The sequence below is a fragment of the Streptomyces sp. NPDC043726 genome (assembly GCF_056436565.1).
The window spans coordinates 436,825-453,699 of record NZ_JBWKCI010000006.1 but is presented as its reverse complement, the minus strand read 5'-3'; the positions used below and the strand labels follow the sequence as shown (position 1 = coordinate 453,699).

Below are 16,875 nucleotides of genomic sequence, written 5' to 3'. Positions count from 1 at the left end.
AGGAAGTCAAGGACATGGTGGATCATTCCGGTTGGCGCGTCGGTGTCGCCTCGGCACCGATACATCACGGCGAAATTCTCCAGGGCGTCTTTCCGCACCAGGGTCAGCTCACCCGGGGACTGGTCACACTGCCCTGCACCGTCCACACCACCCAGGCCTCCTTCATCCCGGCCCGGGGCGAGGAGCTGACGGTCTTCCCCACATGGAAGAGCAAGGCACGGCGCGCCGCCCAGCTCGCCGTCGAGGCCTGCGCGCGGCCCGACGACGGCCTGGTCGGCGGGCATCTCGAACTGTCCGGTGACGTCCCGCTGTGCCGCGGGTTCGGCTCCTCGACCAGCGATGTGCTGGCCGCGATCTGGGCGGTGCAGGACGCCTTCGTGCGCCCGCTGCCGCCCGAGACGGTCGCGCGGATCGCGGTCCGCGCCGAGACGGCCTCCGACTCGCTGATGTTCAAGGAGAGTTCGGTGCTGTTCGCGCAGCGCGAGGGCAAGGTCATCGAGGACTTCGGCTACCGCATGCCGGCCGTCCGCGTCCTCGGGTTCGGCTCGCGGCCCGAGAACGAGGGCAAGGGCGTCGACACGCTGGCCTTCCCGCCCGCACGCTACGGCGACGCCGAGATCGGCGTCTTCGCCGAACTCCAGGCCATGCTGCGCGAGGCCATCCACACCAAGGACGTCGCCCTGATCGGCGCGGTCGCCTCCGCCAGCACCGACATCAACCAGCGGCACCTGCCCATCCCGCTCCTCGAGGAGCTGCGCGCCATCGCCCGCGAGACCGGCGCCCTCGGCATCCAGGCCGCGCACAGCGGCGACATCGCCGGGCTCCTCTACGACCGCGACGACCCCGAGGTCGACGCCCGCACCGAGCAGGGACGGCACCTGCTGCACACCATCGGCATCCACGAGCAGTGGATCTTCACGACGGGTGAACTGACATGACTGCGACCACGATCGCGGGCGCCGCGAAGCTGCACGACTCGGTGGTGGACGCCACCGAGCTGCCGCGCATCATCCAGGTGTCCGACAACCTCTACGCGGCCGCCTTCAGCCTGATGAAGCTGCTGCCCGCCCGCTACATCGTCGACCGCGCCGAGGCCGCCGGACTGCTGCGGCCCGGCACCCGGATCATCGAGACCTCCTCCGGCACCTTCGCGCTGGGCCTGGCCATGGTGTGCCGGCTGCGCGGCTACGACCTGACCATCGTCGGCGACTCCGCCATCGACCGCGACCTGCGCACCCGCCTCGAAATGCTGGGCGCCACCGTCGAGATCGTCGAGTACGCCGGTCAGCCCGGCGGCATCCAGGGTGCCCGCCTCGCCCGCGTCGATGAACTGCGCGCCCTGCACCCCGACAGCTTCGTGCCCGGCCAGTACGACAACCCCGACAACCCCGGCGCCTACGCGGTGGTCGCCGAACTCATCGGCGAGACGGTCGGCTCGGTGGACTGCCTGGTCGGCCCGGTCGGCTCCGGCGGCTCCACCGGCGGCCTGGCCGCCGCGCTGCGCCCCGCCGACCCCGCCCTGCACCTGGTCGGCGTCGACACCCACGGCTCGATCATCTTCGGCATCCCCGACGGGCCGCGCACCCTGCGCGGGCTGGGCAGCAGCATCCACCCCGGCAACGTCCGGCACGCCGCCTACGACGAGGTGCACTGGGTGACGGCCGCCGAGGCCTTCCACGCGACCCATGAACTCTTCCGCAACCACGGCCTGTTCATGGGCCCCACGAGCGGTGCTTCCTTCCAGGTCGCCGCCTGGTGGGCGGCACGCAACCCCGACAGCAAGGTCGTCATGGTGCTGCCCGACGAGGGCTACCGCTACCAGTCCACCGTCTACAACAAGGACTGGCTGCGTGAGCAGGGCATCGAACCGGCCCCCACCCCGGGCGGCCCGGTCACCGTCGAGCACCCGCTGGACGCCCCGCCCGCCTGGGCCCGCCTGGTGTGGGCGCGCCGCGGCTTCGGCGACGTGATGATGCCGGAGGACGAAGCGTGAACGGCCCCCTGCTCCTCCTCGTCGAGTCCAACACCACCGGAACCGGGCGCCAGTTCGCCCAGCGCGCCCGCGCCCTCGGGGCCGAGCCGGTACTCCTGAGCGCCGACCCCGCCCGCTATCCGTACGTGGCAGAGGACGGGCTGCGTACGGTCGTCGTCGACACCTCGGACGTCGAGGCACTCTGGGCGGTCGCACGCGAGCTGGAGCCCGCCGGGGTCCTGTCGAGTTCGGAGTACTACATCGCCACCGCCGCCCAACTCGCCGACCGGCTGGGGCTGCCGGGACCCTCGGCCGCCGCCGTGCGCGCCTGCCGGGACAAGTCCGTGCAGCGCCGCGTGCTGGCCGAGGCGGGCGTGCCGGTGCCCCGGTTCTCGGCGGCCCTCGACACCGCCGAGGCGATCGCCGCCGCGCAGTGGCTGGGCCGGCCCGTCGTGGTCAAGCCGGTACAGGGTTCGGGCAGTCTGGGCGTACGGCTGTGCTGCGGCGCCGCCGAAGTCGCCGCGCACGCACGGGAATTGCTGTCCGCCACGGTCAACGAGCGCGGACTGGGCACTTTGCCGGTCGTCCTGGTGGAGCAGTATCTGACCGGGCCCGAGTTCTCCGTGGAGGTGTTCGGCGAGGAGGCCGTGGTCACGGTCGCCAAGCACGTCGGGGCGCCGCCCGTCTTCGTGGAGACCGGACACGACGTCCCCGCCGTGCTGCCCGCGCCCGAGGCCGCCGCGCTCGTCGACAGTGCCGTGCACGCCGTCAAGGCCCTCGGCCTCGGCTGGGCCGCCGCCCACGTCGAACTCCGCCTCGACGGCGGCGTGGCCCGCGTCATCGAGGTCAACCCGAGGCTGGCCGGCGGCATGATTCCCGAGCTCGTGCGCCGCGCGCTGGGTGTCGACCTGGTCGGGGCCCAGGTGCGGGCGGGGCTCGGACTTCCCGTCGACCTCACCGGGACACCCGACGCGACCGGCGCCGCCTCGATCCGGTTCCTCACCGCCGACGCGGACGCGGTCCTCGGCGACACCGACGCTGCCGAGGCGGCGGCGCGGGCGGTGCCGGGGGTCGTGGACGCGTCCGTGTACCGGGCGGACGGGACCCGGGTCGGACCTGCCGAGGACTTCCGGGGCAGGCTCGGCCACGTCATCGCCACCGCTTCCGTCGCGGAGGAGTCCGGGCGAAGGGCGGCGAAGGCGTGCGACTTCGGGCTGGCCACGGCACTGGAGCCGGTGCGGGCCCGTGAGCCGGTGGCCTGTGATCCCAGGCCGGCGGAGGCGAAGGAGGCGACGCCCGTATGAGCACCTCCGGAGTGGACACCGGCCGCCTGCGCACCGCCCTCGATCCCCGCGCCCACCGCATCGTCTACGGCACCGGTGACTCGCTCGGCCAGGAACTGCGGCTGATCAGCGAGGTCGACCGGGCGCACCTGGTGATGCTCACCGAGCGCGGCATCGTGGACGCCACGCGTGCCGCCGCCCTTCTCGACACCATCTCCGAGCTGCGCAGGTCCGACTTCGCCCCGGTCCGCGAACTCCCCATGCCCCGTGGCGTGTACCTCGCCTACGAGGGCTGGCTGGTCGACCGGCTCGGCCAGGAGGTCGGCGGCGTCCTGCACACGGGCCGCTCCCGCAACGACCTCAACGCCACGACCGTACGACTGAAGGCAAGGGGTCCGTACGCCCGACTGACCGGCGAGGTCGCGGAGTTGGCGCGAGTGCTGCTGGAGCGTGCCGAGGAGTACCGGGACGTGACCATGCCCGCGTACACGCACGGCCAGCCCGCCGTGCCGGTCTCCTACGGGCACTACCTGCGCGGGGTCGCGGGCGCCGTGCTGCGCTCCCTGGCCGACCTGCTCGACGCCGGGCGGGAGATCGACGTCAACCCGCTCGGGGCGGGCGCGGTCGGGGGCACGTCCGTTCCCGTCGACCCGGCCCGCACCGCGTCCCTCCTGGGCTTCACCTCGGCCGCGCCGAACTCGGTCGACGCCGTCGCCTCGCGGGACTTTGCGCTGCGGCTGCTGTCCGCCGCGTCCGTCCTGGGCGTCCTCCTGGCCCGGGTCGCCCGCGATCTGACCTGGTGGACCACCGAGGAGTTCGGGCTGCTGCGGATGGCCGACGACCTGGTCGGCTCCAGCTCGATGATGCCGCAGAAGCGCAACCCCTTCCTGCTGGAGCACATCCAGGGCCGTTCCACCGCCGCCCTGGCCGGTTTCACCGGGGCCGCGGCCGCCATGTCGACCGCCGGGTACACCAACGCCATCGCGGTCGGCACCGAGGCCGTACGCCACCTGTGGCCCGGTCTGTCCGGCACGGAGGACGCGACGACGCTGCTGCGGCTGGTGATCTCCGGGGCCGAACCGGACCAGGACCGCATGCGCGCCCGCGCCCGGGACGGGCTCACCTCGGCGACGTACCTCGCTGAGCGCCTCGTCGTGGACGGCATGCCCTTCCGCTCCGCGCACCACCTCGTCGGCGAGACCGTCCTCGCCGCCCTGGACGGCGGCCTGCCGCTGGCCGAGGCCGCCGACGCGCAGCCGGCCGTGGCCGCGGCGGCGACCGGCTACCCCGCCGACTGGCTGGACCCCGGGACCGTCGCCGCCGCCTGCGCCTACGGCGGCGGCCCCGGCGGAGCGGCACCGGAGGCGGCCATCGCCGACGCGAGGGCTGAACTCCGGTCGCTGGAAGGGGAGTTCGCCGCCCGCCAGAAGCGCTGGACCGACGCCACCGACCGACTCACCGACGAGGTCGCGAAGGTGGTGGCCCAGCGATGAGCGGACTGCCGCGGCGCGCACGGGAACCCGGCGGACTCCTGCGGCAGCGGGACTTCCGGTTGCTGTGGGCGGGGGAGACCGCCAGCCGGTTCGGCAGCAACATCACCGGTGTCGCCATGCCGTTGGTCGCCGTGGTCACCCTGGACGCGAGCACGTTCTGGGTGAGCGCCCTGGCCGCGGCGGCCTGGCTGCCGTGGCTGCTGGTCGGACTGCCCGCCGGCGCCTGGGTGGACCGGCTGCCGCGCCGCCCGCTGATGATCGCCTGCAACCTGGGCTCGCTGCTGCTGCTCCTCAGCGTGCCCGCCGCCGCCTGGCTCGACGCGCTCACCATGACGCAGCTGCTGGTGGTCGCCCTGCTCACCGGCCTGGCCAACGTCTTCTTCTCCCTCGCCTACCGCGTCTACCTGCCCTCCGTCGTGGCCCGCGAGGATCTCCCCGAGGCCAACGCCAAGCTCCAGGGCAGCGAATCCGCGGCCCAGCTCGCCGGGCTCGGCGGAGGGGGCATGCTGGCCGGCCTGTTCGGCGCCGTCAGCGGCCTCCTCGTCGACGCCGCGACCTTCATGGCCTCCACCCTCTGCCTGCTCGGCATCCGCAAGACCGAACCCCCGCCCGCCGAACCCGCCGCCCCGCGCGCCCTGCGCGACGAGGTCAAGGACGGCCTGCGCCACACCCTCCGCGACCCGTACCTGCGCGTGCTCACGGCCTACGGCACGGTCACCAACCTGCTGCTCACCGGCTACCAGGCCCTGCTGACGGTCTTCCTGGTGCGTGAACTGGGTGTCGACGCGGCCGCCGTGGGCTGGCTGCTGGCCGGCGCGAGCGTCGGCGGGCTGCTCGGTGCCGTCGTGGCCACGCCCCTGGCCCGGCGCTTCGGCACCGCTCGCGGGATGCTGCTGTGCAAGTTCGCCACCGCCCCGTTCGGTCTGCTCGTCCCGCTGGCCCAGCCCGGTTGGCGGGTCTTCCTGCTCGCGCTGGGCGGTGCGGTGCTCGCGCTCGGCGTGGTGTCCGCCAACGTCATCCAGGGCACCTTCCGCCAGCAGTACTGCCCGCCGCACATGCTCGGCCGGATCACCGCGAGCATGTCGGTCGCCAACTTCGGTGCGATCCCGCTCGGTTCGCTGCTCGGCGGCGTCCTGGGCGGCGCCCTCGGCGTGCGCCCGGCACTGTGGCTGCTGACCGGCGGCCTGGCCGTCAGCTCCGCACTGCTGCTCGCGGGACCACTGCGCCGACGCCGGGACCTGCCCACCCGGCCGCCCGGGGAACCGGAGGAGCCCGAGGAGCAGACCCGGCCGTCCGAGGTCGCCGCCCGGGGCTGACATGCCCGGCGGCGGCCCGTGCATCCGTCATCGAACAAGGAGGGGTCCGGTGAGTGATCCCAGGAGTACCGCCCGGAGCGCGGTCACCGGCGGCCCGGCGCTGCTCGCGCCCAGGGCACCCGTCCGCGCCCTGCCCCGGCCCGGGTCCCTGGACCTGTGGCTGCTCAGAGTGCCCGAGGTGCGCGGCGCCGGTCTCGACACCGCCGTACTCGACACGACCGAGCGGCGGCGGGCGGCGGAACTGGCCCACCCGGGCGACCGGATCCGCTTCACCGCCGCCCACCTGGCGCTGCGCCGCCTGCTGGGCACGTACCTCGACGTGCTGCCGCAGGAGATCCGCTACGGCCGTGAGACCTGCCCGTGCTGCGGCGGCCCGCACGGTCGGCCCACCGTGCTGGACGCGGCGCGCCCCTTGCACTTCTCGCTGTCCCACCGCGGTGACCTCGTGCTGATGGGCACCGCGGTGGCGCCCATCGGCGTCGACGTCGACCTCGTCGCCGACCCGTGCAGCGCGGCCGAACTCGCCACCATGCTGCACCCGGCCGAACAGGCGGAGCTGGAGGCGCTGCCGCCCGCGCGCCGCCCCCGCGCGCTGGCCCGGCTGTGGACCCGCAAGGAGGCCTACCTCAAGGGCCTCGGCACCGGACTGGGCCGCGACCCGGCCGCCGACTACGTGGGCTCCGGCGGCCCGCCCGGCCCGACCCCACCGGCCGGCTGGACCCTCCTCGACATCCCCATGGACCGCGGCTACGCGGCGGCGGTGGCCGTCCACGGGGAACTGACCACCCCCTTGCCCCGGGTGAACCGACTGGGGGACGACGACCTTCGGGGGGAGCGGAGCCCGGAGGTCCTGTGAACCCTCATACCGCTCCGCGAACGCCGACGATCCCCGGACAGACCGTCTGTCCGGGGATCGTCGGTGCTTCGGTGTCCGGGGACACCACGGGCCGCGAGTCTCAGTGCGCGGCGGCGATCCACGCGTCGAGCTCTTCCTTCGTCGTCGCCGGATCGGCCACCAGCTCGGCCAGCTCGTCGTCGGCGTGGTGGCGGGTGGAGACCGCGGGGCAGCGCAGACACGCCGCCACCCCGGTCTGGCTCCACCACTGGCACTGCGTCCGGAGGTGACACCGTGGGACCCGGTCGGTCTCCTCGGCGGGCCGCCCGACCAGCACCCGCTCGATGAGCGTGCAGTCGTCGCCCCGGCGATTGACGCAGGAACTGACACAGTGCGAGGCGAAGCGCATGACGCGCCGGGGTTCGACACCCTCGGGCACCTCGCCCAGCACCTCGGACGCCGGCACGGGGTCGGCGAGATACACGACGCGGCCGTCCTGCCCGGACCGCACGCCCAGCACGACGGACTCGGGCTTGTCCGCCCGTCCGCTGGGACACCACGTGCGCGGGGATCCGTCCTGGTCCACGGTGGTCACCTCCGCCTCAGCACTGGACGGCGCGGGTGCCGGTCGCGTCCAGGTTGCCGCCGATGCCGCCGCCCAGCGCGACGTCCCCGGCCTGCTGTTCGAGCTGCGCGGCGCGCGCGATGCTCTCCTTGAGCTGCGCCGAGGACGTGATGCGCTCCGCCTCGGCCGGGGCCGCGGCGTTCGCCGCCCCGGCCCCGGCGATGACGAGCCCCACCGTCAGCAGGGCGGCGGCCCCGGTCGCGGCGGCCTTACGGGTCGGGTTCTCCATGGGTGACCTCCTGTCGCGTACTGCACCTGTCGTGCCTGGTGCCAGGAGCGTAGGGAGGCGGTCCCGCCGCGTACGGCACTTGGCGGCGGCAGCCGACCGGCGATTGCCCGGCCCACGCCGGGGCAGGGTCTCCACCCGTCCTCAAGGGGGGCCTGCCATCGTGCGTCGGTCCTGGTTCCCGGCTCCGTCAGGGGGCGAGCGTCATGGGAAGTGCCATCGGTGCGTCGTACGACCCTCTGGGCGCGCATCTTCAGGATCCCTATCCGTTCCTGGCCGAGGCGCGTCGGCAGGAGCCGGTGTTCTGGTCCGAGGTGATGCGGGCCTGGGTGGTGACCCGCTTCGACGACGTTCGTACGGTGCTGCAGCAGCACGAGACCTTCTCCACGGCGAACGCCCTGCGCAGCCCGCTGCCGCTGCACCCCGACGCCGTGGCCGTGCTCGAACGAGGCTTCCCGCCGTCGTCGGCCATCATCAACGTCAACGGCGAACGCCATCTGAAGGTGCGGGCACCGCTGGCCAAGCGGCTCGGCACGGACGCCGTCGCGGAGATGGAGCCGGGCATCCGCAGGCGCGCGGTCGCCCTGGTGGACGCCATCGAGCGAGACGGTACGGCCGAGCTGATGGACCGCTACGCGCGGGTGCTGCCGGTCGACACCATCTCCGAGATGTGCGGGGTCGACCCGGAGGACCGGGCGATCATCAGGGACGGCGCCTACGCCTGCGTGGCCGTCATCACCGGCGGCGCCCCCAGGGAGGACGAGGTCGCCGCCGCCGAGCTGTTCCTCAAGTTCCAGGACGTGATGGCGCGTTACGTCCGGGAGCGCAAGGAGCGCCCGGGGACGGACGCGTTCAGCGAGATCGTCGGCGCGCTCGCGCCGCCCGGTCCGCTCGACGAGGAGCAACTGGCCGAACTGGTATGGACGTTCATCGGCCTGATCACCGCGGGACACTCGACCACCACGGCACTGCTGGGCAACGGCCTGTGGCATCTGCTGTCCCGCCCCGAGCAGTGGCGGATGCTGTGCCGGAGCCCGGAGCTGATCCCGGGCGCGGTGGAGGAGATCGCCCGCTACGACACCCCCGTGCACGCCTTCTTCCGGGCGACCACGCGTGAGGTGACCCTGGGCGGGCGCACCCTGCCCGCCGGAGCCGATGTCGTGGCCCTCTACAGCGCGGCCAACCGGGATCCCGAGGAGTTCGACCAGCCCGAGACGTTCGACGTCACGCGGCAGATCACCCGGCACCTGACCTTCGGACACGGCGTGCACGCCTGCGTGGGCGCCCGGCTGGCCAGGCTCCAGCTCGCGGTGACGCTGGAGACCCTGACCACCCGGCTTCCCGGCCTCCACCTCGTGGAAGAGGGATCGGTCCGGATGGCCCGGCAGTTCGTCGACCACGCCCCCGAAGCCCTGCACGTCGCGTGGTGAGCGACATGACCTCCGCGCCGGACGACACACCAGGAGGCCCCGAACTCCAGGCCAGGGCCCTGCACTTCATCCACGGCTACATGGCCTCCCAGGTTCTCGGTGTGGCCGCCCGGCTGCGGCTCGCCGATCTGCTGCACGACGGCCCGAAGAGCTCGGCCGAGCTGGCGGTGACCACCGGCACCCACCACGATTCGCTGCACCGTCTGCTGCGGGCCCTGGAGAGTCTCGGGGTGGTGGAACGGCAGGACGGGACCGGGAAGTTCACGCTCGCCCCCTTCGGTGAGGTCCTCCGGTCGGACACCGAGGCTCCGGCCCGTGCGCTGGCCGACCTGTTCACCTCGGAGGCCGTGTGGCGGCCATGGGGGGAACTGCTGCACAGCGTGCGCACCGGGCAGACCGCGTTCGAGAAGGTCTTCGGCATGCCCGCCTTCCCCTACATCGGCGCGCGGGCGGACCTGTCCGACCTGTTCAACGCCGCGATGGCGGAGAACGCGCGAGGAGCCGCCGAAGTGGTGGCCGCCGGCTACGACTTCGCCGGATTCGACACCGTCGTGGATGTCGGAGGCGGCAACGGCACGCTCCTCGCCGCCCTGCTGACCGGCTGCTCCGGGAGCCGGGGCGTGCTGTTCGACACCCCGACGGGTGTGAAGGAGGCGGCCGAGGTGCTGGCGGCGGCAGGCGTGGCGGCGCGCTGCACGATCGCACCGGGAGACTTCTTCACCGAAGTCCCCTCCGGGGGCGACGCGTACGTGCTGAAGAGCGTCATCCACGACTGGGACGACGACAGTTCACGCGCCATCCTGCGCAACTGCCGCGAGGCCATGCCGCCCCACGCGAAGCTTCTGCTGGTGGAGCCGGTGCTGCCCGCCGAGGACGGCCCCCCGGCGGGCCTGAGCACCGTGCTCAGCGACCTCAACATGCTGGTGATGGCCGGGGGCCGGGAGCGTACGGAGTCGGAGTTCGCCGCCCTGCTGGCCTCCGCGGGTCTTGAGCTGACCCATGTGGGAGACCCTCTGCCGCCCACACACTTCCAGGTGCTGGAGGCGATCCCCCGGTAGCCGGGCCCTGTTGGGGGATACGAACCTCGGCGGCCGACTTCTTCGTGGCATTTGCCAGTACGGGCCTTCGGGCGAGTCGAAGCAGACTCTCTGCCACGACGACGCTCTGAAGGGGGCCGCACGTGAGTGTGCAGCAGTACGACGAGATCGGCGAGGCGTTCGAGGGGTTCAAGTCCCTGCCGTTGATGCGTTTCGGAGAGGTGCCGAGCTTCCTGGGCATGGTCGGGGATGTGAGGGGCAAGTCCGTCCTCGACCTGGCGTGCGGCACCGGGTTCTACAGCCGGGAGCTCAAGCGGCGCGGCGCCACGGACGTCTTCGGCGTCGACATCTCCGGCGAGATGATCGTCGCCGCGCGGGAGATCGAGGAGCGGGACCCGCTCGGCGTGCGGTACGAGGTCGGCGACGTGGAGGAACTCGGCTCGCTGGACCGGCGTTTCGACATCGCGCTGGGCGTGCAGTGCCTGAACTACGCCGAGGACATCGCGGCGATGGAGCGGATGTGCCGCAACATCCACCAGAACCTGGTGCCGGGCGGGGAGTTCTTCGTGCTCGCCCAGAAGCCGGACTACGGGTTCGACAACCCGTCCCTGGAGCGGTACGGATTCCGCTGCGAACCGGCCGGCGAGATCGAGACCGGCACGCGCGTACGGGTCACGGCCCTCCTCGAACCGCCCATCACCATCGTCAGCAGCGCCCCGCGCCGGGACGTCTACGAGAAGTGCCTGCGTGCGGCCGGGTTCGATGCGGTGGAGTGGGTGCCGCTGACGGTGTCCGAGGCCGGTGTCCGTGCGTACGGCGAGGACTTCTGGGCGGACCTGGTCGCCAAGCCGCCGCTGGAACTGCTGCGCTGCCGCGCCTGACCGCTGCCCCTCCGCCGCGGCTTCCACGTGATGTCACGGCAAGTGCTTGTGCATGACGCTGAGGTAGTGGCGGTCCGGGTGAGGGACCGGATTGTGCCGGCTGGGGACGCTGAAGACCGCGCACACGTGGGCGGGGAGGCTGAGGATGCTGGACTGGTCGCCGAAGGTGAGGGTGTCGTTGACACAGTGGCCGCAGCCCGCCGCTTCCAGCGCCGTCAGCAGGTCCTCGCGCAGCACTCTCGCGTCGTACGACTCCGATGAGGGCAGGACGAGCGGCGGGAGCTTGGCGGCCGTACTGGCCCACAGGTTGATCCAGATCCCGCTGACCGCCTTCCGGGTGACGACCAGTTGGAGACCGTCCCAGGAGTACGGGTAGCCGTCGGTGTCGGGTCCGAGCATGACGATCGCCGGGTGCGGACGGCCCGGTCCGAGCAGCTCTTCGGCCTCGCTGAGAGTCATGCCGCAGTGCAGGGGTCCGACCCGGCCGGTGCGGGCGAAGTCGACGAGGACGTTCATCAAGGTCACGGCGGTGACTGTGCCATGCCGCCGGGAGCCACCGCACTCCCATAGGAGCGGCCGGACCCCTGGCCTAGGTCTCCGGGCCTGGTTCCTCGACCCTTCAAGATCATGCCGACGGCCGATGCCTCCCTCGCGGGCCGCGAGCGATCATTTCAGCCGGAGAACCGGCAGAAGGAGTGCACGATGTCGTACCTGGAGCCCCTCGAGTACCCCGAGCCCCGCTACCACGGTGACAGGGGAGAGGTGAACGCGGTCTTCCGGCCCGCCGACGCGCCGCCCGACCTCAGCTCGCCCGGTGGCACGACCCGGTACCTCGCCACCAATGAGTCGACCGGCGGCGAATTCGGACTCTACAAGGTGGAGTTGGCCGCGCGGTCCGCCGGCGCCAAGCCTCACTTCCACAAGGCCATGTCGGAGTCCTTCTACATCCTCTCCGGCGAACTCTCGCTCTACGACGGCGAGAAGTGGGTGACGGGCCGTCAAGGTGACTTCCTGTACGTGCCGGTCGGCGGCCTGCACGGCTTCAGGAACGTCACCGACGAGCCGATGTCCATGCTCATGCTCTTCTCGCCGGGCGCCCCGAGGGAGGAGTACTTCGAGCGGGTCGCCGAGTTCGCACAGCGCGGGGGAGAGGAGCTGAAGCAGTTCCGGGTCCGTCATGACAGCTACTTCGTCGAGGACTTCGAGCCCGGGGCCGAGTAGTGTCCGGCGCTTCCTGGCTGGGTGAGCCGATCGACGCCCGGCCCTTGTTCGGGCCGGAGCTGGACGCGCTGCTCGACACCCTCCGCGCCCTGCCGCCCGGCGACTGGCGCAGGCCCGCGCTGCCCGGCTGGACCGTGCGGGACCTCACCGCGCACATCCTCGGCGGCTACCTCGGCCGCCTCGGTGAGGGCGCGGGCGGAGAGCGGGGCGGGCCGCGGCCCGGCGAACCGCTGGAGGCGTTCATCCACCGCACCAACCAGGAGGTCGTCGACCGCCACGCCGAGGCCGGCCCCGCCTCCCTCCTCGCGTCCCTGGAGGAGGCCGGCCACCGGCTCGCCGAGCGTTTCGCCGCCGCCGACCTCGCCGCCCCCGCCCTGGGTGTGTCCTGGGCGGGAGCCGACCCGGCACCGGCGTGGCTGGACATCGCCCGGGAGTTCACCGAGTACTGGACCCATCGGCAGCAGCTCCGCCACGCCCTCGGCCGCCCCACCGATCCCGGACCGCACGTCCTGCGCACGGTCCTGGACACCTTCATGCGGGCGCTGCCCCACACTCTGCGGCGGACGCAGGCGGCCGTCGGCGAGCAGATCGAGGTGACCGCCGAAGGAGCGGGCGGCCCCTGGATCGTCACGGCCACGCCGGACCGCTGGTCACTGGCCGAACCGCTCCTCGGGCGGCCGGCCGCCTCGGTGGCCCTGGACCCGGAGACCGCCTGGCGTCTGTGCGTCCGGGGCATCGACCCCGCCACCGCCCTCGGGCGAGCCCGCGTCCAGGGAGACCGCCGCCTCGCGGAGGCGGTGTGTCAGGTGGTGTCCATCGTCTACTGAAGATCGCTCAATGAAGTCTCCGTCGTCTGCTGAAGACGTGCCTACGCGGTCTCCTGCCGACGCACCATCTCGTTGATCCAGATCGGCGCGTAGGGAGAGGTGCAGCCGGGGGACGTCGGGTAGTCCTTCAGCACCTCCAGCCGCTCACCGATCTCCAGCGCACGGGTCCGGTGCTCGGCGTACTCGATGCCGATCTGGGCCAGGCAGGTGTTCATCGACCACTGCAGGCGGTCCGGGGCGTCCTTCATCTCCGCCTCGACGACGTCGAGCAGCCCGGTGAGGTCGAGGCCCTCGGTCTTCCTCTTCGCGATCCGGTCGGCGGTCAGCGCCCAGCCGGCGCTGGCGACCACCGGGTCCGGATCGGCCGACCAGGCCACGCGCAGCTCCTCGGCGTGCGGGCTCTTCTTGACCACGTAGCCGACGAGCCAGTCGTGCACCTTGGGCGTGCCCGCCTCGCGGATCATCGTGTCCAGTTCGTCCCGCCCGAACGCCTTCGGCCGGCAGATCAGCAGCGCGAGCAGCCGCGCCGCGCTGTCACCCGTCGCCCAGAGCTCACACGCCAGCTCCTGCCGCGTCTTGAGCCGCTTCGCGACGGCACGCAGCTTGGTGAGGTTCACGGCGTGATCGTCGCCGTGCCGCTCGTTCACCGCGCGGATCTTCGGGTCCTCGAGCCCGGCCAGCTCGGCCATCACCTCGGCCACCGTCGTCTCGGACACCTCGGCCTCCTGTTCCTCATGTGCGCAGCGAGCCTACGACCGTACGGGAGAGGCGTCAGCCTGGACTCGCCGATACGCTGTATCGTACGATGACCCGCATGCCTCGCCACTCCCCGTCCCTCGACCGGGCCACCCCCGACCGCATCGCGGAGACCGCCCTCCACCTGGTCGACGAGAGCGGCCCCGAGGCCCTGACCTTCCGGGCGCTCGCCGCGCGCCTCGAGATCTCGCTCGCCTCCCTCCAGCGCCGCTGCACCGACCTCGCGGGACTGCTGGACCTGTGTGTCGACCACTTGGCCGCCCAGCTGCCCGAAGCGGCGCCGGACGCCGACTGGGCGACCGCCACCGAGACCCGCTTCACCGCGCTGTACCGCCTGCTGGCCGCCCACCCCGGACTCCTCGCCCTGCGCGGCACGCGCCCCTGGCTCGGCCCGAATCTGCTGGCCCGCCTGGCCGAGCCGCAACTGGCCCACAGCCTCGCCGCCGGCCTGACCCCCACCGAGGCGATCACCGCGTACCGGCGGATGTACCTGCTCACCCTCGGCAGCGCCGGCTTCGTCGACCACCGCGAACCCAGGACCGCCCAGGCGGCGACCCGCACCGCACTGGCCGCGCTCGACCCGGAGCGGTTCCCGGCGCTGACCGGCTCCCTGGCCGAGATCGTGCCCGCCGTGACCGATCACGAGGTCTACTACGGCGCCCTGCGCCAGCTCGTCGCCGCCGCATCCCCCGCCCGCCCCGCACAGCAAGGAGCCCGATCATGAGCACCGCGTCCCGCGTCTTCAGCAGCGACAACACCGCCGGCGCCTCACCGGAGATCATCGAGGCCGTCACCCGAGCCGCCTCCGGCCAGGCCCTGCCCTACGGCAACGACGACAGCACGGCCTCCGTCCGGCGCCGCCTGAGCGAGATATTCGAGCGCGACGTCGACGTCCTGATCGTGTCCACCGGATCCGCCGCCAACGCCCTGAGCCTCGCCGCGCTCACCCCGCCCTGGGGCAGCGTGCTGTGCCACCGCGAGAGTCACGTCAACAACGACGAGTGCGGGGCGCCCGAGTTCTACACGGCGGGCGCCAAGCTGGTGCCGCTCGGCGGGGACGACGCCAAGATCGATCCCGACGCGCTGCGGGCGGCCGTACGCCACAAGGCGGGGGACGTGCACAGCGTGGAGCCGTCCGTCGTGAGCGTCACCCAGGCCACCGAGACCGGCGCGGTCTACACCCTCGACGAGCTGCGCACCCTCGGTTCGATCACCAAGGACGCCGGCCTGCGCCTGCACATGGACGGCGCCCGCTTCGCCGGAGCCGTCGCCTCCCTCGGCCGGACCCCCGCCGAGCTGACCTGGCGGGCCGGAGTCGACCTGCTGTCCTTCGGCGCCACCAAGAACGGCACGATGACCGCCGACGCGATCGTCGTCTTCGACCGCGCGCTCACGCCCGAACTCTCCTTCCGCGCCAAGCGGGCGGGCCAGCTCGCCGCCAAGATGCGCTTCCACGCGGCCCAGTTGGACGCGTACCTCACCGACGACCTGTGGCTGCGCAACGCGGCCCACGCCAACACCATGGCCGCCCGCCTCCAGGACGGCCTGAAGGCGGTGCCCGGGGTGCACCTGCTGGGCGCGGCCGACGCCAACATCCTGTTCTGCCGACTGCCCGAGCAGGTCACCCAGGGACTCCTGGCCGAGGGGTACGCCTTCTACCACGACCGCTGGGAGCCGGGCGTCGTCCGCTTCGTGACCTCCTTCGCCACCACAGAGGGTGACGTGGACGAACTGGTGCGCGCCGTGAGCCGCCACGCCGATTAGCGCACGGCCGCCGCCATCCTGCGCACCGCCTCGGTGACCAGCTCCGGTGAGGTGGCCAGGTTCAGGCGGACGAAGCCCGCGCCGCCGGTGCCGAAGGGGATGCCGGAGTTCAGGGCGACCCGGCCGCGTTCCAGGAAGACGCTCGCGGGGTCGTCGCCGAGGCCCAGTGCCCGGCAGTCCAGCCACGCGAGGTAGGTGCCCTCACCGGGCCGGTACCGGACGCCCGGCAGTTCCTCGGCCAGCAGGTCTTCCAGCAGGCGGCGGTTGTCGTCGAGGCCGGACAGGACGGCGTCGAGCCAGTCCCCGCCGTCCCGCAGGGCCGCCGTATGGGCGATGATGCCCAGGTGGCTGGGGCCGTGGCCGACTTCCTCGGGGAGCCGGGCGAGGTCGTCGGCCGCGCCCGGCCCGGCAATGGCGAGGGCGGCCTTGAGCCCGGCGAGGTTCCAGGCCTTGGACGCCGACATCAGCGACAGCCCGTCCTCCCCGCCCGGCACACTCAGGTACGGCACGAAGGACGTGCCCGCGGCCACGATCGGGGCATGGATCTCGTCCGCGACCACGCGGATGCCGTACGTCCGTGCCAGCCGCGCGACGTCCGTCAGCTCGGTCGCGGTGTGCACCGCCCCGGTGGGGTTGTGCGGGCTGCACAGCAGGTACACCGGACGGCCCCCGCCCTCGGCGAGCCGCTGGAAGGTCTCCTCCAGTACGGCGAGGTCGAGCCGTCCGTCCTCGCCGAGCGGAGCCTCGACTACGGGCCGGCCCAGGTTCCCGACGAACTGGTAGAACGGCGGGTACACCGGGCAGTTGACGACGACCGGATCGCCCGGCCCGGACACCAGCTTCAGCATCTCGACGATGCCCAGCATCACATCGGGCACGATCGCGGTGCGCTCCACCGCTACCCCGCCCCAGCCCCACCGCTTGCGCGCGAACTCGGCCAGCGCCCGCGCGTACCCGGTCCCGGCCGGGTAGCCGGTGTCGCCGAGCGCCACCGCCTCGGTGAGCGACCGGGCGACCGGCTCGGCCAGCGGCACGTCCATCTCGGCCACCCACAGCGGCAGCACGTCCTCGGGGTGGGTGCGCCACTTCATACTGGTACGTCGGCGCAACTGCTCCAGGGGAACCTGGTGCAACGGACTGGTGCTGTCGGGCACTTGAATGTCGCGCTTGTCGTTGTCCATGAGCACAAGGTAGGTGCACAGGGGCCGT

The 16,875-nt window shown here is 72.5% G+C and carries 18 protein-coding genes; 13 read left to right on the top strand and 5 right to left on the bottom strand.

Translation table 11 applies throughout. From position 1 onward, the window contains the following. Window positions 1–14 precede the first annotated feature (14 nt). The 6 genes from AC068Z_RS20240 to AC068Z_RS20215 are packed head-to-tail and all read left to right on the top strand — an operon-like array spanning window position 15 to window position 6,920. The gene (locus AC068Z_RS20240; protein ID WP_478557106.1) at window positions 15–938 is read left to right on the top strand and encodes a GHMP family kinase ATP-binding protein; all 924 of its coding nucleotides are present in this window, start codon (window positions 15–17) and stop codon (window positions 936–938) included. Further along, window positions 935–1,993: a PLP-dependent cysteine synthase family protein gene (locus tag AC068Z_RS20235; RefSeq protein WP_478557104.1), complete on the top strand. Its 1,059-nt coding sequence runs from the start codon at window positions 935–937 to the stop codon at window positions 1,991–1,993. The genes AC068Z_RS20240 and AC068Z_RS20235 overlap by 4 nt, the downstream gene beginning before the upstream one ends. Beyond that, window positions 1,990–3,276, top strand: a complete 1,287-nt coding sequence (locus tag AC068Z_RS20230; RefSeq protein ID WP_478557103.1) for an ATP-grasp domain-containing protein — start codon at window positions 1,990–1,992, stop codon at window positions 3,274–3,276. The genes AC068Z_RS20235 and AC068Z_RS20230 overlap by 4 nt, the downstream gene beginning before the upstream one ends. Then, on the top strand, window positions 3,273–4,748 hold the full coding sequence (gene argH, locus AC068Z_RS20225) for an argininosuccinate lyase (RefSeq protein WP_478557101.1): 1,476 nt from the start codon (window positions 3,273–3,275) through the stop codon (window positions 4,746–4,748). Before AC068Z_RS20230 ends, argH begins: the two co-directional genes overlap by 4 nt. Continuing rightward, entirely contained in the window at window positions 4,745–6,064 is a 1,320-nt protein-coding gene (locus tag AC068Z_RS20220; protein WP_478557099.1) for an MFS transporter, read from the top strand. The genes argH and AC068Z_RS20220 overlap by 4 nt, the downstream gene beginning before the upstream one ends. A gap of 49 nt (window positions 6,065–6,113) precedes the next feature. Continuing rightward, window positions 6,114–6,920 (top strand): 4'-phosphopantetheinyl transferase family protein, encoded by an 807-nt coding sequence (locus AC068Z_RS20215; RefSeq protein WP_478557097.1) that lies wholly within the window; start codon window positions 6,114–6,116, stop codon window positions 6,918–6,920. 100 nt (window positions 6,921–7,020) lie between these two features. Here the strand turns inward: AC068Z_RS20215 and AC068Z_RS20210 are convergent, their stop codons facing one another. Both AC068Z_RS20210 and AC068Z_RS20205 read right to left on the bottom strand, forming a co-directional pair. Next, window positions 7,021–7,485: a hypothetical protein gene (locus AC068Z_RS20210; protein ID WP_478557095.1), complete on the bottom strand. Its 465-nt coding sequence runs from the start codon at window positions 7,483–7,485 to the stop codon at window positions 7,021–7,023. Window positions 7,486–7,501: 16 nt separating this feature from the next. After that, window positions 7,502–7,753, bottom strand: coding sequence for a hypothetical protein (locus AC068Z_RS20205; RefSeq protein WP_478557093.1), 252 nt, complete (start codon window positions 7,751–7,753; stop codon window positions 7,502–7,504). A 203-nt stretch (window positions 7,754–7,956) separates the two neighbouring features. Between AC068Z_RS20205 and AC068Z_RS20200 the strand changes: the two genes are divergently transcribed. From AC068Z_RS20200 to AC068Z_RS20190, 3 genes are all read left to right on the top strand, one after another. Further along, on the top strand, window positions 7,957–9,180 hold the full coding sequence (locus AC068Z_RS20200) for a cytochrome P450 (protein WP_478557091.1): 1,224 nt from the start codon (window positions 7,957–7,959) through the stop codon (window positions 9,178–9,180). 5 nt (window positions 9,181–9,185) lie between these two features. Continuing rightward, window positions 9,186–10,238, top strand: a complete 1,053-nt coding sequence (locus AC068Z_RS20195; protein ID WP_478557089.1) for a methyltransferase — start codon at window positions 9,186–9,188, stop codon at window positions 10,236–10,238. 122 nt (window positions 10,239–10,360) lie between these two features. Then, on the top strand, window positions 10,361–11,098 hold the full coding sequence (locus AC068Z_RS20190) for a class I SAM-dependent methyltransferase (RefSeq protein ID WP_478557087.1): 738 nt from the start codon (window positions 10,361–10,363) through the stop codon (window positions 11,096–11,098). A gap of 33 nt (window positions 11,099–11,131) precedes the next feature. Here AC068Z_RS20190 and AC068Z_RS20185 read toward each other — a convergent pair whose 3' ends face one another. Continuing rightward, entirely contained in the window at window positions 11,132–11,623 is a 492-nt protein-coding gene (locus AC068Z_RS20185; protein WP_478557085.1) for a hypothetical protein, read from the bottom strand. A 177-nt stretch (window positions 11,624–11,800) separates the two neighbouring features. Between AC068Z_RS20185 and AC068Z_RS20180 the strand changes: the two genes are divergently transcribed. Beyond that, the gene (locus tag AC068Z_RS20180; protein WP_478557287.1) at window positions 11,801–12,319 is read left to right on the top strand and encodes a cupin domain-containing protein; all 519 of its coding nucleotides are present in this window, start codon (window positions 11,801–11,803) and stop codon (window positions 12,317–12,319) included. After that, a complete protein-coding gene (locus tag AC068Z_RS20175; protein WP_478557083.1) occupies window positions 12,319–13,146 on the top strand; it encodes a maleylpyruvate isomerase family mycothiol-dependent enzyme in 828 nt (275 codons plus the stop codon). Before AC068Z_RS20180 ends, AC068Z_RS20175 begins: the two co-directional genes overlap by 1 nt. Window positions 13,147–13,187: 41 nt before the next feature. Here AC068Z_RS20175 and AC068Z_RS20170 read toward each other — a convergent pair whose 3' ends face one another. Beyond that, window positions 13,188–13,835, bottom strand: a complete 648-nt coding sequence (locus AC068Z_RS20170; RefSeq protein ID WP_478557285.1) for a DNA alkylation repair protein — start codon at window positions 13,833–13,835, stop codon at window positions 13,188–13,190. 125 nt (window positions 13,836–13,960) lie between these two features. On the opposite strand from AC068Z_RS20170, the gene AC068Z_RS20165 reads away from it, so the two are divergent. Together AC068Z_RS20165 and AC068Z_RS20160 are read left to right on the top strand one after the other, a co-directional pair. Next, window positions 13,961–14,626 carry a TetR/AcrR family transcriptional regulator gene (locus AC068Z_RS20165; protein ID WP_478557081.1) on the top strand — a complete coding sequence of 222 codons (666 nt, stop codon included), beginning with the start codon at window positions 13,961–13,963 and terminating at the stop codon, window positions 14,624–14,626. Further along, window positions 14,623–15,666, top strand: coding sequence for a threonine aldolase family protein (locus AC068Z_RS20160; protein ID WP_478557079.1), 1,044 nt, complete (start codon window positions 14,623–14,625; stop codon window positions 15,664–15,666). The genes AC068Z_RS20165 and AC068Z_RS20160 overlap by 4 nt, the downstream gene beginning before the upstream one ends. Here AC068Z_RS20160 and AC068Z_RS20155 read toward each other — a convergent pair. Next, window positions 15,663–16,847, bottom strand: coding sequence for a MalY/PatB family protein (locus tag AC068Z_RS20155; protein ID WP_478557077.1), 1,185 nt, complete (start codon window positions 16,845–16,847; stop codon window positions 15,663–15,665). The two genes, AC068Z_RS20160 and AC068Z_RS20155, sit on opposite strands and share 4 nt — an antisense overlap. Window positions 16,848–16,875 lie beyond the last annotated feature (28 nt).

What these genes read in the sequence shown, in the direction of transcription:
- AC068Z_RS20235 (WP_478557104.1), top strand. Translation starts at nt 935, where the DNA reads ATGACTGCGACCACGATCGCGGGCGCCGCGAAGCTGCACGACTCGGTG.
- AC068Z_RS20200 (WP_478557091.1), top strand. Translation starts at nt 7,957, where the DNA reads ATGGGAAGTGCCATCGGTGCGTCGTACGACCCTCTGGGCGCGCATCTT.
- AC068Z_RS20240 (WP_478557106.1), top strand. Translation starts at nt 15, where the DNA reads ATGGTGGATCATTCCGGTTGGCGCGTCGGTGTCGCCTCGGCACCGATA.
- AC068Z_RS20180 (WP_478557287.1), top strand. Translation starts at nt 11,801, where the DNA reads ATGTCGTACCTGGAGCCCCTCGAGTACCCCGAGCCCCGCTACCACGGT.
- argH (WP_478557101.1), top strand. Translation starts at nt 3,273, where the DNA reads ATGAGCACCTCCGGAGTGGACACCGGCCGCCTGCGCACCGCCCTCGAT.
- AC068Z_RS20160 (WP_478557079.1), top strand. Translation starts at nt 14,623, where the DNA reads ATGAGCACCGCGTCCCGCGTCTTCAGCAGCGACAACACCGCCGGCGCC.
- AC068Z_RS20155 (WP_478557077.1), bottom strand. Translation starts at nt 16,847, where the DNA reads ATGGACAACGACAAGCGCGACATTCAAGTGCCCGACAGCACCAGTCCG.
- AC068Z_RS20220 (WP_478557099.1), top strand. Translation starts at nt 4,745, where the DNA reads ATGAGCGGACTGCCGCGGCGCGCACGGGAACCCGGCGGACTCCTGCGG.
- AC068Z_RS20170 (WP_478557285.1), bottom strand. Translation starts at nt 13,835, where the DNA reads ATGGCCGAGCTGGCCGGGCTCGAGGACCCGAAGATCCGCGCGGTGAAC.
- AC068Z_RS20195 (WP_478557089.1), top strand. Translation starts at nt 9,186, where the DNA reads ATGACCTCCGCGCCGGACGACACACCAGGAGGCCCCGAACTCCAGGCC.
- AC068Z_RS20205 (WP_478557093.1), bottom strand. Translation starts at nt 7,753, where the DNA reads ATGGAGAACCCGACCCGTAAGGCCGCCGCGACCGGGGCCGCCGCCCTG.
- AC068Z_RS20165 (WP_478557081.1), top strand. Translation starts at nt 13,961, where the DNA reads ATGCCTCGCCACTCCCCGTCCCTCGACCGGGCCACCCCCGACCGCATC.